Here is a 15,477-nt window from a genome sequence, read left to right on the forward strand (position 1 = left end):
TTAAACCGTTTGACGTAATCCCATCATCCGGTAAAGAAATAAAGCACTCGGAGCTTTCAAAAAGCTCTTTTGCTTGGAATTTGTTGATTTTAGCACATAGTTAGGTTTGACTGTTTTGGTGACTGTCTTTGCTTGTTTAAGATTCAGACCCGTTTGTTTTTTATACGGTTGAACTTTCGACGGTTGATGGGGGACTTTCACGGCACTTACTTGAAGGGGGGGTTCTTTGACTTTCAAGGCTTGTCCAACTGGTTGTGAAGCAGGAGCAGATAGTCCTGCTTGAGCTGAATGAGAGAGTTGACTCATGGTTTGATTGTTTCTGACTTCGACATGGTTTAGGATACCTCCATTTAGATTGAGGTGATCAGTCACACCTATATCAAATGGCGCTACAAATACATTGTCCTCAATGGTGACATTTTTAATATCTCCATAGCGCGTTTCAACATCAATCGATCCACGATGCTTGTTGTAGATATCGCTCTTCGTCCCTGTACGCTCCAAGAGATTGTGGTGAACCCGAATTCCTTCTTCATTCAAATCAAAGTTATGGCCCTTAAAGACAGTCGTCAAGCGAATTCCAGCATCACCGATATTGTCTTTAATCCGATTGTAGGCAATTTCATGACCTTTTCCACCAAAGATCCCAACACCTCCAGCACGCCAACCAAGTTCAATCGTATTGTGCAAGAATTTATTATTTTCTGCTACTGCTGATTCTGTTCCATCTGCAATACTTGACCAGCTGGCTAGTCCGTCATCTCCATTTCCACGAATACTAGAATTGCGGACAATCGAATTCTTAGTCCCTTGGGCAAAGTTGACTCCGTCAGCCAGGTTGTTTCGCAAACGGACATTTTCTACTACTAGACCATCTGTGTACTTCATATCATTTTTTCCAGCATAATCGCCAATCCACATGCCGACTTCAAAATGTTCGGCCCAAATATCGTGAATATGAGAATTCTTCCCTGGCGTTCCAGAAATGGCCTTGTACTGAGCATTTTCACCATAGCGTGAACGAAGGTTGGAAGAAAGATAGACATCGCTAAATTCAACATGGTTGTCTTGGTGAAGGAAGTCAAATCCACCGCCACCAGCTTGGTCACTTGTAAAATGCAGTTGGGTATGCCAGATACCAGCCCCTGAAATCTTCATATCAGAAGCATCGATACCGACTTTTCGATTGAGATTAAATCGCCCAGCTGGGATATAGACATTCTTTCCGCTTTGTTTAGCTTCATAAATCGCATCATAGAGGGCCTGGCTGTCATCAGTATCATCGTTTGGCGTAGCTCCTTTAGAAACAATATTGATAGCATTGTCCTCTTGAGCAATCGGGTCAGGAGCTTGCTCGAATTCCACAAAGTCAAGGCCGTAATGGACGTCGTCTGACTTGTTTTTCACCAGTGAAACCACATCTCCTTTTTGAAGCTGAACTCCTGGAAGTAGGCTGTGTACTTCATCAAATTGGAAGCGGGCACGTGTATCAGCCTGTGCACTATCGTGTACACCTTTGTCATTCAAATACTGCCAGTTAGATGAGGACGAAAGATCCAATTGTTGAACACTATGACCATTCACCTGTACATCGAGTTGTCCACTTGCTCCATCTGGCACTGTGTAGCGTACGGTTAAGGCATTGGCTGGTTCATTGACCTTAAAGGAAACACCATCTCCTTTTTCTTTTAAAGCGACATAAGTCTGATCAGAAGCTTCAATAGCTGTTGAGTGACTATCTCGAGACTGCTCTACCTCTGCCTTTCCAAGGAGGTTCCCTTTGTCTGCCTCATAACGGGTGTAAGGCATAGATGCTCCATATTGGCTGGTATCTACTTGAGAGCTTGCGGGATCAGAGGTTGTCGCTTCTTGCCCTTGTGTTTGGACTTGTACCTGCTCTCCAGCTTGATCAGCTGCCACAGATTGTCCAGTCAAAAAACAAGCCCCCATGATCGCAATCACGACAGAAAAGACTCCAAGCTTAGATTTGCGAATGCCAAAAGTGATATCTTTGTTTAAATGATTCATCACACATTTCTCCTTTTATTTTTTACAACGATTCTATCCTAATAAAAATTATCATGACAAACAAGGTGAATTGTGTGAATATTCTGTATCAATTTGTTGCAGAAATGTTAACCTTTTTATGTAGTAATAAAAGTGAGTAAGAAAAAAGAGGCTGAGAATGCTTTCTCAAACCTCTTTTGATGACACGCGCTTATTCCGCTTTTTTATTTGAAAATTGGCTATTGTAGAGCTCATAGTAGAATCCTTTATCTGCTAACAAGGATTGGTGATTTCCTTGCTCGATGATTTGGCCATCTTTGAGGACAAGGATTTTATCTGCTTCTTGAATGGTAGACAAGCGGTGAGCAATGACAAAACTAGTCCGCCCTTTCATCAAATTCTTCATGGCTTTTTGAATCAAGAGCTCTAAACGCGTATCGACAGAAGACGTCGCTTCATCCAAAATCAAGATTTTAGGATCCGCTAGGAGCGCACGCGCAATAGTTAGAAGTTGCTTTTGCCCTAGAGAAATATTGCTAGACTCCTGGTTCATTTCCATATTGTAACCACCAGGGAGTGTCCGGATAAAGTGATCGACATTGGCTGCCTTTGCAGCTTCCACAATTTCTTCATCCGTTGCCTCGAGATTACCAAAGCGAAGGTTTTCTTTGATGGTTCCTTCATATAACCAAGCATCCTGCAATACCATTCCAAATTGCTTGCGGTAATCTTGGCGAGATAGATGACGAATATCATGACCATCCACCGTAATCGATCCTGCAGTCACATCGTAAAAGCGCATGAGCAGATTAATCAGAGTTGTTTTCCCTGCTCCAGTTGGTCCGACAATGGCCACCATTTCACCTGGTTTAACTTCTAGGTTGAAATCACGAATCAAGGGTTTGTCCGCTACATATTGGAAATCAACGTTTTTAAAGCTGACTTGCCCTGTCAAATCTCCAGAGAGGGTTTCTGTCACATCTGCTACTTCATCTGGTTCATCCATGACTTGGAAAATCCGATCTAGAGACGACTTAGCACTTTGTAGCTGTCCTGCCAATTGGGTCAAGTTTTGAATCGGTTGGTTGATTTGCCAAACATATTGAACGAAGGCCTGCATGTTCCCGACAGTCAAACGACCTGCTAACACTTGTAAGCCACCAAACAAAGCGATAATGAGATAGGTCAAATCTGAAATCCCATTTAATATCGGCATCATTAAGCCAGAAATGAAATTAGCCTTGAATCCTACTTTTTGAAGATGATGGGTAATATCATGAAACTCTTCCTGAGAAGATTTTTCCCGGACGTAGAGCTTAAGGACATTAAAGCCTGTTAAATTTTCTTGCACAAAGCCGTTCATTGCCCCCAAAACATCTGCCTGCTCTTTAAAGTAAGGCTGCGATTTTTTCATGATAAATCGAGCACTGAAATAAGTGATCGGAATGGACAAAATGACCACTAGCCCCAGCTGCATGTTTAAGTACAAGACCATGCTGATGACAAAGAGCAAGGTAAAGATAGCATTAACGATTTGTAAGAAGGACTGTTGCAAGGCATTCGAGACAGTTTCGACATCGCTAGTAAAACGTCCGAGCAAATCTCCGAACTGATGCCGGTCAAAAAAAGAAACGGGAATGTGATTGATTTTATGGGACAAATCATTTCGTATGTCCTGAACGGTCTTTTGAACAGCATTAGTCATGAAATAGTTGGAATAATAAGATCCCAACTCATAGAGGACCCCACGGAATAGATAGAGCGTCATAATGATCGCGATATAGGAGGTGTTAAGACCAGCTCCCGCAAGGCCTTTTGCCATATCCATGAGATTTTTTGTCAACTCAGTAATCGCAAGCCCCAAAACAAAGGGTTCGACAACACTCATGACGACACTTAGAATTTTTAAGAAAATGGACAAGCAAACTTCCAAGCGATAGGCTCTCAAATAGGTCCATAGTCTACTAAAACTGTTTTGTTCTTGTTTCATCTGCTTCTCCTTTCTATTCTTCTGTCAACGATGGACTATCGAGCTGCGAATTGGCAATTTCACGATAGATCTCATTGCTTTCCATCAATTCATCGTGAGTACCTCGACCGACGATCTCCCCTTGGTCCAAGACAATAATTTGATCCGCATCCATAATGGTTCCCACACGTTGCGCTACGATCAGAACGGTCGCATCTCCTGTAACTTCTTTGAGACGCTTCCGCAAAGTGGCATCCGTCTTGTAGTCCAAGGCAGAGAAGGAATCATCAAAGATAAAAATATCAGGATCCTTGACAACAGCACGGGCGATAGACAAGCGTTGTTTTTGACCACCTGAAAGGTTGCTACCACCTTCTGCCAAATGCGTATCAAAGCGTTCCTCACGGCTGTCGATAAATTCCTTGGCTTGGGAAATATCAGCCGCTTGTTCTAATTCTTCGACAGATGCATCTTCTTTCCCATAACGAAGGTTTTCAGCAATGGTTCCTGTAAAGAGCAAGGCCTTTTGTGGAATAAAACCAATCTTTTGGCGAAGGGCTTTCAGATTGTAGTCACGGACATCCACACCATCCACCAAAATCTTCCCAAGTGTTACATCATAGAATCGAGGAATCAGCTGCACAAGCGATGATTTCCCAGAACCGGTCGAGCCGATAAAGGCAATCGTTTCTCCTGGTTTCGCTTTAAAGGAAATATTGTGGAGAACCGGACTCTCCGTCTCACCTGGATAGGCAAAGGTGACATTGTCAAATTCTAAATAGCCACGAGATGCTGTCTCTGTGACACCATTCTCATTCGGATCAATCGAAATGGGCATGTCCATGATTTCCTTGAGACGCCGGCTAGAAACCGCAGTCCGAGGATACATAGTAAAGAGATTGGCTAAAAAGAGGAAAGATAAGAGCGCGTGGAAGCTATACTCAATAAAGGCAACCAAATCCCCAATTTTCAAACTACCGTCATGAAGAGGATCCAAAGCAAACCAGACAATCGCCACAATCATAGCAATGATGATCTGCACAAATAGGGGTTCTGTCAAACCAGTAAGTTTGAACAATTTATTCGAGTTTTCCGCGTAGACTTCATTTTCAGCCGCAAATTTATCCTCTTGGAATTCTTCGCGGGCAAAGGCACGAATCACACGAAGTCCAGTCAAATTTTCACGGGCAAATTGATTAAGATGGTCGAGGGTCTTTTGTTGCTTCTCAGAAAGAGGACGTGTCTTAACTGCTACATACCAGACGACGACAGCAAGAAATGGTACAGATACCGCTACAATCCACGCTAAAGAAGGACTGGTCGTCAGAATCAAGAGAACACTGGAAACCATCATCAAGGGTGTGATGACCCCCATCTTCAACATAGAATCCGCAAACTGCATCAAAACAAAGGCATCCGAAGTCAAACGAGTGACCAATGACGATACCCCAATTTGCTCATACTCGCGATGCGAGTACTCCTGTAACTTAGCATAGAGGTCATTGCGCATATCGCGGACCATGGTGGTCGTTAGTTGACCAACCGCGTAAGACAAGATAATCCGACCCACAATCCCTAGCAAAATAATCGCAAACATGACCCAGCCCCAGAAATACAATCGATCCACATCACGCGGGTTAATCCCCTCATCAATCATGCGAGCTAGAATCGTTGGCAAGCCCAAATTGACAATAACAAACAGGACCGCTGAAAATAGATTCAGGGCTAGCCACTTGGGATACTTTTTCAAGTAAGACCAAATATATAGCATAGATGATTCTCCTTTTCCATAAATAATAACCTTGATCACACAGAAAAGAGGGAGCGAGACGAAATCATTTTCAAAGAAAATCATTCCTGCCCCAGTCCCATCTGTAGTCTCATTCATTATACCAAACTAGTCATAAAAGTAAAGCAAAAGAGCAGGTTTCCCCGCTCTTCACTTGAATTATTTCGTGCGTTTGAGTTTTGCATTTTTAAGAATCATAAGATCCCCTTGGTTGCTATTACTTAACTTAGAAAGATCAAATGTCAAATAGTCACCATCGACCTTATATGTAATCTTTTCTCCACTACCATCATTTGACGAGATTGTTTTCTCTTTTTGATTGATTTTGACATCATAAGATCGCTCATTCTTTTGACCAGCGACTTCACCCGCGATGCTGAGGGTTCCTTTAGAATCTTTGATCTTAATAGAAACTTCAAAATTAATAACGTCTCCAATAGACTCTAATTGACTACCTGATAAGCCCTGCTCCTCAAGAATTTTCTTGAGTTCAGTTTTTGATGGTTTGTAGACATAAGTCCCATTATCACTTTTGGCACCACATGCCACCAAGAGGACGGCTGCAAAAACTGCAACGAAAGCTAAAAGAATACGTTTAATATTTTTCATAATCAATCTCCTAATGTATTTTATAATGAGATTTTACCACTATTTTCATACCGATTCAAGATGTTTTAAAGAAGAAAAAGAGCAGATCCCCTCTGCCCTTCTCTTGTATTATTTTGTACGTTTGAATTTAGCGTTTTTGAACATTTCCAAAGCGGCCTCATGACCTGAACTCTTTTCACCAGATAAATCAAAAGTGAACACATCGCCTGAAACTTTGTATTTAACCTTCTCACCTTCACCTGTTTTAGATTGAAGAGTTTTCTTTTGTTGGTCAACTTTCATATCAAATGATTGGTCAGTCTTTTGTCCCATCATTTCACCTTTAATTTTAAGGCTACCTGTTTTGTCTTTAATGGTCACTGAAACTTCCAATTTAACATTGTCGATCAATGCATCTACACTTGAACTTGGAGCACCTTGTTCTTCAAGGATTTCCTTCACTTCAGTTTTTGATGGTTTGTAGACATAAGTCCCGTTATCACTTTTGGCACCACATGCCACCAAGAGGACAGCTGCAAAAACAGCTACTACAGCCAAAAGAATACGTTTAAAGTTTTTCATAACTTCTCCTTTTTAGTTAGATTCACCCTATTATATCAACAATTCAGACACACGGCAATGAAATATTACAAATGTAATACTCTTGTAATATATTTATCAACTAATATTAAACGATTAAAAATGCAGGATCCGTACCTACCATTTCTTTTATTTGATCTTTTTAAATTTCGCGTATTTTATGAAATTTATATAGGTGTCGGAATTACTCATGCCAGAATCACTTACATCTTTAATTGTTAATACCCCACCAGAAATTTGATAAGTAATTTTAGTCTTACTATATTCACTTTCCAATATAATTGTTTTAGTTTTTTGATCAACCTTAAAATCATAGGGTAGATTGGTATTTTGAACATTTGATTTTATCTGAACCTTTATGAGGCCTGTTTTGTCCTTAATGATTATCGAAACCTTAAATTTATAATCATCTGAAATGATATAAGCAAGTTGACTTGGTAGCATCTCCCTCACTTCTTCTGTTGAGGGTTCGAATACATAAGTCCCATTATCACTGTTTAGACCACAGGCTACCAAGAGGACTGCTGCAAAAACAGCACCTAAAGCCAAAAGAATCTGTTTGAAAATTTTCATACCTTCTCCTTAGTTCATAGAATATCCCTATTATAGCAACAATCTTGTTGTATCTCAATGAAATATTTGATGATACAGGGCTTGTAAAAATCATAAAAGAAAGAATGCATAAAAAAACCGAGGCCTAAACCTCGGTTTTCATTTTGATTGGAAACTCTATTACTTAAGAGTAACAATTTGCAAACCCTATTTTCTTCCAGTATTAGTGGATTAATTCCTCAATTTTCAACTTTGGCAGGAATTTGGTAGGTAAATTGACAATCCAAGATTATCTAAACTGTTTGTAATCTCTTCTGAAATTGTTGAATCACCTGAATAATACCAGTGACTATATGTATTCAACGTAGTTGACTTATCAGCATGTCCTAATCGATATGAAACATATAAGGTATCCTTATGTAATACATTTATAAGATAGGATGCGTGACTATGTCTTAACCCCTTCCCCGTAATTTCTGGTACACCAGTAACCCTAGCATGCCTTTTTATTATTCTAGAGATTGTAGACTTACACAAGGGATCACCAAAACGTGATATTACATAATCTTTATCATCATTCTTGATTTGAACTTCTCGCCATTTTTTAAGTATTGTAATCGTAAAATCATCTAAATCAATTTTACGATTCCCTGCTACTGTCTTTGTTTGTTGTTTAGCATACCATACACCGTTTTTATCTTTCTCAATTGTCGAATGAACATGAATCCATTTACGTTCAAAATCAATATCTTCCCATTTAAGAGCAATACCCTCACTAACTCTTAAACCAGTCATAAAATATAACCAGATCGTCATGTAATTATGAAGTCCCTCATACTCACTAATATCAAAAGAGTTTATTACCTTCTTAAATTCATCAAATGTCCAAAATTTTGTATCAGGGTGCTTTCCTCTAGGATTATCTAATCCTTTAAAAGGAACTCTATCAATATAACCCAATCTTTCTGCATAACCCAGGCATGCTTTAAATCTAGACCACATATTTTTAGCATAATTACTAGAATACTTGTCTATAATAGCTAAGCGAAATCTTTCACAGTCAATAGTACTAATATCTGATAATCTTTTACTACCAAATTGCTTAATAAATAACTGATGATGTGGTAAAGCGGTCTGATAAGTTACAAATTGAACTTTTTGTTGATAATATTTTAAATAAATCTCTTCCATAAACTCTCTAAAAGTTAGAAAACTATTATTAATAGTAGAGTTCACAAATTCATGTTTTAAACGAAGTATCTCTTCATATGCTTCCTTAAAAGAATTAAACGGTAGTCCCTGTTGATTTTTCCTTCCTTTCTTTTGAATTCTTTTCCCAGTTATTGGATCAACTCCTAATTCAATTTGAAAATAAATTTTTCCTTTTGAATCTTTGTATACACCTTTATATTTCTTTGTCTTTGATATAACCATTTTTCTCACCTTCTATATCTGAAAAAGAAATACCAATTAAATTTTCTACAATATTTTTAGGAGCAATGCCTAACCTTTTATTATCGAAAGGTGAACATCCTAATTGTACCGCATTCTTATCATTTTTTCTAGCTTCTTCAAACTTTTTTACAGCAATCTTTTTTGCTTGTCTAATAATATTTCTCGATGTGTGCTCTGGAAAACCAATCGCAACTAAATCTTTATAGTTTACTGTTTCCATGATTTTACTACTTCCTTTCTCAGTTTTTTTACCTCCATGGCATGACTGATGAAGTCATCATAAGAATTTCACTTACTGCTCTTTTACGGTGGCAGCCTGAACGGTCAGAAGTATCATTGTATATCATTTGTATCATGGCATATAAAGTATCGCTCTATTTTATTGATGGTTTTAAAATCGCTCTTATCATGGCGAGCCATTCAAATTTGCTCCACAAATGAGGAAAGTACCATTTTGGACTATTCAATTGTCAATGTGCTTTCTTAACCTACTACTTTTTGGAGTAATGGTCTTCTTTATTATCCACTCGACCTACAAGGTAGTCTAGACTCACATTATAAAAATCAGCTAGTTTAATGAGATCATTTATAGAGATTAATCTGCTACCAGCTTCCATTTTAGAATAAGCTGATCTTGTGCAATTCAAAACGATTTTCGCAATATATTCTTGTGTTAAATCATCATCTTCACGTAAATCTCTAATCCTTTTCAACATTTGTTGTCTCCTAAAACAAGTATAATATAGTTATTTTCTTATTTTTGAAAATGTGACAAATTGGCACATGAAACTATTCTATATATACTTTTTAGGAAATTATTCACTCTAAATGTATCTCATTTTCCTTGATAGATTTCGTGTTTTTTGTTTTCTTGTAGTTCTTTATCGTACGATTAAACAACTCAAATGTATTTTCAGCTTCTCTATGTTGTTCCTTCAGTTTTTCAAGCCTTCCTTTATAAATGAACAAATCTTTCTCTATTGTGTCTATTGATATTTTGAATTTAATATTATCTTCTATATTTCCTGAACTATTTTCCGTATCATTCAACAATATTTCCTCTAAATTAGACAAATTATTAATTTTATCTTGGACTTGTTGAATCATATTCTCTAGATATGATATTTGGTCAATGAAATCTTTTGTTATGTCTTCAAAAGTATTCGGGCTATTTTCTGAAGATATAAGAAAATCTAATTGTTCTATTTTTTCTTTAATTTTGCTTAGAGGAATTCTTCTATACATATAGTGCGGTTCATACTGAAGATTAAATTGCCTAATCAAAGTTTTACCTTTCATAAAGCGATTTTTTTCTGCTGAATCTTTATGATATACATAGTAAGAACTAGTTTCTCTGAGAAATACTTTAACTTTTTCTTCTTCCATATTGATTTGAATATTTGGTACAAAAATAAGTCCTTCTTGTCTGATACCAAACTGCACCTTAATGTAAATTCCATCGTCTACTACTTCTTCTACTTCATTAAGATTCAACTCTACTTCAAACTCATGAACAGCATCCCTATTTCTCTTGAAATCTTGATATGATTTCCATACCACATCTTCTGTCGGCAACTTTTTTTCTTTAATTAGCTTGTCTTCATTGTAAAGTTCAACTAAATTTTTATTATCTAAGACAACAGTTTCATTTTTGTTATTAAAATAGTCTTGAAAATAACTAACATTATACTGATTCGTTTTTACCAATTCCTGCTCTGAAAGCTTAATTCCATCAAATTCAAATAGAACATGTTTTGCTTTCGGAATTATTTTTAATCCAAAAAATTCTGCTCGTTGAATCAATTCATTCATATTCTTCATTTTCGGAAGTAAAAATTCTAAGATGTTTATGATTTCCCTTTGAACAAACTTTTTCTTAAAGTAAGTTTCATTATAAGGTTGTTTTCTACTCAATTTACTATCACGTACGACTTGTTTCATATTTGAATCAGTCATAAAAAAAGTAACATGCTTATGTCTAAAATCAATTTTCAAATGTAAAGCTTTTGCTTTTTTCTTGAAATCTTCAAAATTTATCGAGTTCTCGATTAGAAAATATACTCGTTGTTTTATTTCATATTTGTAATTTGTTTTGCGATAAACTTCATACTGATGATGAGAATAACGATTTTCTATAATTTTTGCGCCTACAATTTTTGAAAGACGATCTGAAACCATTCTTAGATTACGTTCTGCTTTATAATCCCATAGAAACTTTTTATCAGAATTCTTATCAATTGAATTTAGGATGATGTGATTGTGGATATGATCTTTATCAACATGAGTTGCTACGATAAAACGGAATCTACCTCCTGTTAACTCTTTAACTGTCTCATAACCAATCCGATTAATTTGTTCTGGAGTAAGATGGTCATCTGGAGAAAAGGACTGAATGATATGATGAGAATGAATTTTTCTTTGATTTGCTTCTTGCCTATCATGACGAAATTCATAAAGAGTATCATTGCTTAAAAAATTATCATTGTACATCTTCACTAGTTCTTCATAACTAAGAAAATCTAAATAATTTCTCATGCCAAAATCTGAAACTAGTGTTAGGTTTTTTGTTTTACTTGGATTCAAAATATATTTGATTAGTTTACTACGATAATTTTTTCCATGTATCGCAAAGTGTTTAGTGATGACCATAAAATTTCCTCAATTTTTCAGATTGGATAAGAAAATCTTTCTCCACTTCTACTATTAACTCTTCTATACCTTTTCTCAATTCATCTAATTCAACTTCCGTTATTAAGTTCGAATAATTTATGCTTCTGGCGATTTGATTAATATTATTTCCTATTCGTTTTAATTCAAAAATTAAATCTTGATAACTATTTGTATCAATGGTAATGAAATTCATACCAGGATTTAATAGAGTTCGTCTAGCATATTCTGAAAAGGATAAGCAATTACTTTTTGAGATATTTTCATTTAATTTGACTAATTCGAGATCAGATAAAAAGACTTTTTTTAAATTCGTTCTATATCGATGTTCCACTCTACTACCTCATGTATTTGTTACGAAAATCTTCACTAAGAGGACTTGTTTTTTCTACCTCTTTAATTAATTCTTGAATACAAGTTAACAGAATAGAAACATGTTCTTGAGTAACCTGATGATTTATTTTAGCAATTATTAATATTTCATGAACATCACGGCTAATTTGTTCCAACTTTTGATTTTTCCAAAGGTTGAACCATTTTTCCATCTGTTTTTGTCCATCAGACAATAGTAAGCTTTTACGGAGAAAATCAGAAAAATTATTCTCTCCTTTCTCTCTCATTAAATCTAGTATTTGTTTTTCTTCCGTTTCTGTTAAGCGAAATTGTTTCCGAATACTACGTATATCTCTTTTCATATGACTTTTCCTCCCTCATTGATACCTGTACTGACAATGTAAGCTTACAGACACTGTCAGTACATTTTTCAAAATAGATTCAACATTTTTGTAAGGCTTTGCGAGCTCAGATATTGTGTCCACAATATCTCAAAAATCATATCGCCTGCCATTTCAAACTTCACGGTTCAAAAAACAAACGATATGAAAATGTGGTGGCACGCCCCCAAACCCCCAAGATAAATCTAAATTAAAAAAAGTATAACAAATACTTTTTGATAAAATTATCACAGAAAAAAGAGCCCTATCGGACTCTTACAAACTAAAACAATGTCTCTGATATTCATACTGCCTAATCCCACTACTATCTTTGTTCATCTTGATAGAAAAAACAAAGTAATGATCACGATTATCTAAAGATTTACTTTTGTTAAGTTTAAAATAATGTTTTTGAGACATAGCCATTGTACGTAAAATATCATCAGTGATAAATGTTAATGGTATGTCTAAAGCAGAATACTTGTAAAAATCTGACTCAAACCGTAAATAAGAATCAGAAAAATAATCTAGCTGCAATTTATCATCATATAATTCTTTACGATTCATATAAATCTACCCCTTCTATCTGTATATCGAGTATATCTTCCCATTTTAAGCGAAAAAACCAAAGTCTGATTTAATGGATATAGATTCTCTCCCCATCTCTTTAACAATACCCGATACTACTTTTCTTCTATTTGAGAGCTTACAAACAAAAGTTGCTGGGAATGCATTCGTATAAAGTTGACGAACAAATCGAACTTTCTCTTCCATTGATAGAGAAATGGAGATGTCTTCTCTATTATTTTCTTCCCAAAGAGAACTTGAATGTTCTGACAAAAAGAATCCCATCCACTTAGCCATCCCACGGTCTTGATACTCTCTTGCAGACAAAAAAGGTAAATAAGAACGATTCATCATTTTAGTCCATCTAATCCTCCAGCTGAATGACCACCAATGAGTTTACTTCTTGCAATTGTTCTAGAAGCCTGATCCAGGGCATTCCCTTTCAATAGTGAAGTAAAACCAAATTCTGTTCGAATAGCATCGATTGCGGACTGGAGCCTTTCTTCTTTTTCTATTTTCTCAACATCATCAAATAATGAAATCAATCCAAATGATTCATCTACTAAACCTGAATAGCTCACTGCAACACTTCTGATAGCTCCTGAAGTATATTTAGTGTGAAATAACCTTAAAACATAGTTTGTCAGTAGTGCTGTTTGATTAGTTGGTTCAATCTTCATTTGAGTATGAATAGATCGTTTCTGTTCCACTTTAGAATACCCTAAGTGTATAGAAACTACAGTTGCTTTCTTACCAACTCTTCTCAATCTAACAGCAACTTGTTCTGCCATCTCACGAAGTATGATCTCAATATCTCTTTGTTGGACATAATCTCTAGGTAAAACTTGAGAGTTCCCTATCCCTTTTGACTTTGGCTTATAAGGTTTATGAACATTACTTTCATCAATCCCATTAGCATGAAACCATAACTCTAAGCCCATGATACCAAGCTCTTTTTTAATCAAGTCAGGATTAGCTTGTGCCAATTCTTTAATCGAAAAGATGCCTAAACTATGTAATCTCTTCTCCATCCGATTCCCAATTCCCCAGAAATCTGTCATTTTAGGGATAGACCATACTTTCTTTTCTACATCCTCATAGGACCAATTGGCTCTCATTGTCGGAGTTTTTTTAGCCTCATTATCAAGTGCTAACTTCGCTAATAAGGGATTAGCATTAGACATACCTACCGTTGAATAGATTCCTGTTTTTCTCCAAATCTTTTTTTGAATAGCAGCTGAGATAATATCTAACTTATCTTTTCGACTAATACTTTTATCAGGCACAAAAAAATTTAATGAACTAGTTAAATCGATAAATCCTTCGTCAATTGAGTATGGATAGATATCGTCTGATGCTGCAAAATCTTGAAAAATTTTTTGAATCTCCATATTGACTGCAATATAAGTATCCATTCTCGGAGGAACAATCACAGTTGATTTTGCCCATTCCTCTATATAACGGACATAGTCTATCGTTGTCGGTAAACCTTGTTTTCCAGCATTATAGTAAGAAAACTTTCTAGTCTTTACATCAAATGGTAAATCATAGGAACGTCCAACATTTGATTTCCCAAATACCTTCTTAAACATAGGAGAGGAAGCAAGGATTAGCCCAGCAGAATTATCTGCACGACTCATAACACAAAGCGAAGTCTTAAGCGGGTGTAATCCTCTATCGACACACTCTACACTTGCGTAAAAAGATTTCATATCAATAAAGGCAATGTCACTCTTCGGTTCGAGACTATAATCAAACCAAGTCATACTCAGTCCTCTAAAGGCATAAAGTTTCCAACGATTTTCCCTATGATACGAGGATTCTCATCATAAGGCGCAAACTTATCTGAATAGTTCCGATTGAGTGAAACTAAACGAAGTCCATTTTCTTCACGATAGACTTTCTTGATATAAGTTTGACCATCCCAATCTATGGCATAGATAGCTCCATCATAATCAAATCCTGTTTGCTTAATTAGGGCTACAGAACCATTTTCATATGTTGGTTCCATTGAATTACCAAACACCCACGATGCAAAGTCATAATCAAATTGATGATTAAAATAAACTGTATCGTAATTACCATCATCAAAGTATGCTGTTCCCGTGCCAGCTGATAATTTTTCGTAAACTTTATAAGCAAAACGCTGAGGAATGTCTACAACCTTTACATTCTGTTTGTTCAACAGTTCTGTAGCATAATGAAGTGTCGCTTCTTTATTCTTTTCAGTTAGCTTGAGATAAGTTTCAACTATTTCATACTCTGATTCAAAATATCGAGTATCAACATTCAAAATCTGACTCAATTTACTCAAATTATGTTGATTAGGCTTTGTTTTACCCGCTTCCCAATTAAAATATGAGGCTCTACTGATTCCCAACCTGGATGCAAGTTGAGATTGAGACAATCCTTGACTTTCTCTTTTTTCTTTTAATTTAGTAGGTGAAAACATTTGTTCTCCTTTTCGTTAGTTTATTAACTAACAAAAGAATACCATAGCTTGCTGAAAAAATCAAGAGTTTAATAACCCCCAATTTCTAAGATGGGGTCTTTTCTGTTGATATTAGTGG

The 15,477-nt window shown here is 36.1% G+C and carries 15 protein-coding genes and 1 pseudogene; all 16 read right to left on the minus strand.

Features of this window, described 5'->3' with window-relative positions; all coding sequences use genetic code 11:
* The 16 genes and pseudogenes from HMPREF2704_RS09040 to HMPREF2704_RS09115 all read right to left on the minus strand — a co-directional run bounded on the left by HMPREF2704_RS09040 (position 1) and on the right by HMPREF2704_RS09115 (position 15,359).
* Positions 1-2,028, minus strand: coding sequence for a glycosyl hydrolase family 28-related protein (locus tag HMPREF2704_RS09040; RefSeq protein ID WP_070846334.1), 2,028 nt, complete (start codon positions 2,026-2,028; stop codon positions 1-3).
* A gap of 190 nt (positions 2,029-2,218) precedes the next feature.
* Positions 2,219-3,997, minus strand: coding sequence for an ABC transporter ATP-binding protein (locus HMPREF2704_RS09045; protein ID WP_070846336.1), 1,779 nt, complete (start codon positions 3,995-3,997; stop codon positions 2,219-2,221).
* A 13-nt stretch (positions 3,998-4,010) separates the two neighbouring features.
* Entirely contained in the window at positions 4,011-5,747 is a 1,737-nt protein-coding gene (locus HMPREF2704_RS09050; protein WP_049486174.1) for an ABC transporter ATP-binding protein, read from the minus strand.
* Positions 5,748-5,924: 177 nt separating this feature from the next.
* The gene (locus tag HMPREF2704_RS09055) at positions 5,925-6,374 is read right to left on the minus strand and encodes a hypothetical protein (RefSeq protein ID WP_045759482.1); all 450 of its coding nucleotides are present in this window, start codon (positions 6,372-6,374) and stop codon (positions 5,925-5,927) included.
* Positions 6,375-6,482: 108 nt separating this feature from the next.
* Positions 6,483-6,935, minus strand: coding sequence for a hypothetical protein (locus tag HMPREF2704_RS09060; RefSeq protein WP_003007432.1), 453 nt, complete (start codon positions 6,933-6,935; stop codon positions 6,483-6,485).
* Positions 6,936-7,082: 147 nt separating this feature from the next.
* The gene (locus tag HMPREF2704_RS09065; RefSeq protein WP_045759483.1) at positions 7,083-7,526 is read right to left on the minus strand and encodes a hypothetical protein; all 444 of its coding nucleotides are present in this window, start codon (positions 7,524-7,526) and stop codon (positions 7,083-7,085) included.
* A 225-nt stretch (positions 7,527-7,751) separates the two neighbouring features.
* Positions 7,752-8,939, minus strand: coding sequence for a tyrosine-type recombinase/integrase (locus tag HMPREF2704_RS09070; RefSeq protein ID WP_070846338.1), 1,188 nt, complete (start codon positions 8,937-8,939; stop codon positions 7,752-7,754).
* Positions 8,911-9,180, minus strand: coding sequence for a DUF3173 family protein (locus tag HMPREF2704_RS09075; RefSeq protein WP_000450956.1), 270 nt, complete (start codon positions 9,178-9,180; stop codon positions 8,911-8,913). Before HMPREF2704_RS09075 ends, HMPREF2704_RS09070 begins: the two co-directional genes overlap by 29 nt.
* Before the next feature lie 271 nt (positions 9,181-9,451).
* On the minus strand, positions 9,452-9,676 hold the full coding sequence (locus HMPREF2704_RS09080; RefSeq protein WP_070846339.1) for a helix-turn-helix domain-containing protein: 225 nt from the start codon (positions 9,674-9,676) through the stop codon (positions 9,452-9,454).
* Positions 9,677-9,779: 103 nt separating this feature from the next.
* A complete protein-coding gene (locus HMPREF2704_RS09085; protein ID WP_070846341.1) occupies positions 9,780-11,609 on the minus strand; it encodes an SAG1250 family conjugative relaxase in 1,830 nt (609 codons plus the stop codon).
* Positions 11,596-11,961 (minus strand): MobC family plasmid mobilization relaxosome protein, encoded by a 366-nt coding sequence (locus tag HMPREF2704_RS09090; RefSeq protein WP_070846343.1) that lies wholly within the window; start codon positions 11,959-11,961, stop codon positions 11,596-11,598. Before HMPREF2704_RS09090 ends, HMPREF2704_RS09085 begins: the two co-directional genes overlap by 14 nt.
* 4 nt (positions 11,962-11,965) lie before the next feature.
* Entirely contained in the window at positions 11,966-12,322 is a 357-nt protein-coding gene (locus tag HMPREF2704_RS09095) for an SAG1252 family conjugative relaxosome accessory protein (protein WP_070846345.1), read from the minus strand.
* 294 nt (positions 12,323-12,616) lie between these two features.
* Positions 12,617-12,907 carry a DUF5960 family protein gene (locus HMPREF2704_RS09100; RefSeq protein WP_001080188.1) on the minus strand — a complete coding sequence of 97 codons (291 nt, stop codon included), beginning with the start codon at positions 12,905-12,907 and terminating at the stop codon, positions 12,617-12,619.
* Positions 12,897-13,261 (minus strand): annotated as a pseudogene (locus HMPREF2704_RS09105) (hypothetical protein). Before HMPREF2704_RS09105 ends, HMPREF2704_RS09100 begins: the two are co-directional and overlap by 11 nt.
* On the minus strand, positions 13,258-14,673 hold the full coding sequence (locus HMPREF2704_RS09110; RefSeq protein WP_070846347.1) for a Y-family DNA polymerase: 1,416 nt from the start codon (positions 14,671-14,673) through the stop codon (positions 13,258-13,260). Before HMPREF2704_RS09110 ends, HMPREF2704_RS09105 begins: the two are co-directional and overlap by 4 nt.
* Positions 14,674-14,675: 2 nt before the next feature.
* Positions 14,676-15,359: a LexA family transcriptional regulator gene (locus HMPREF2704_RS09115; RefSeq protein WP_070846350.1), complete on the minus strand. Its 684-nt coding sequence runs from the start codon at positions 15,357-15,359 to the stop codon at positions 14,676-14,678.
* Positions 15,360-15,477 lie beyond the last annotated feature (118 nt).

Source organism: Streptococcus sp. HMSC076C09, assembly GCF_001837905.1.
GTDB classification, from domain to species: domain Bacteria; phylum Bacillota; class Bacilli; order Lactobacillales; family Streptococcaceae; genus Streptococcus; species Streptococcus parasanguinis_I.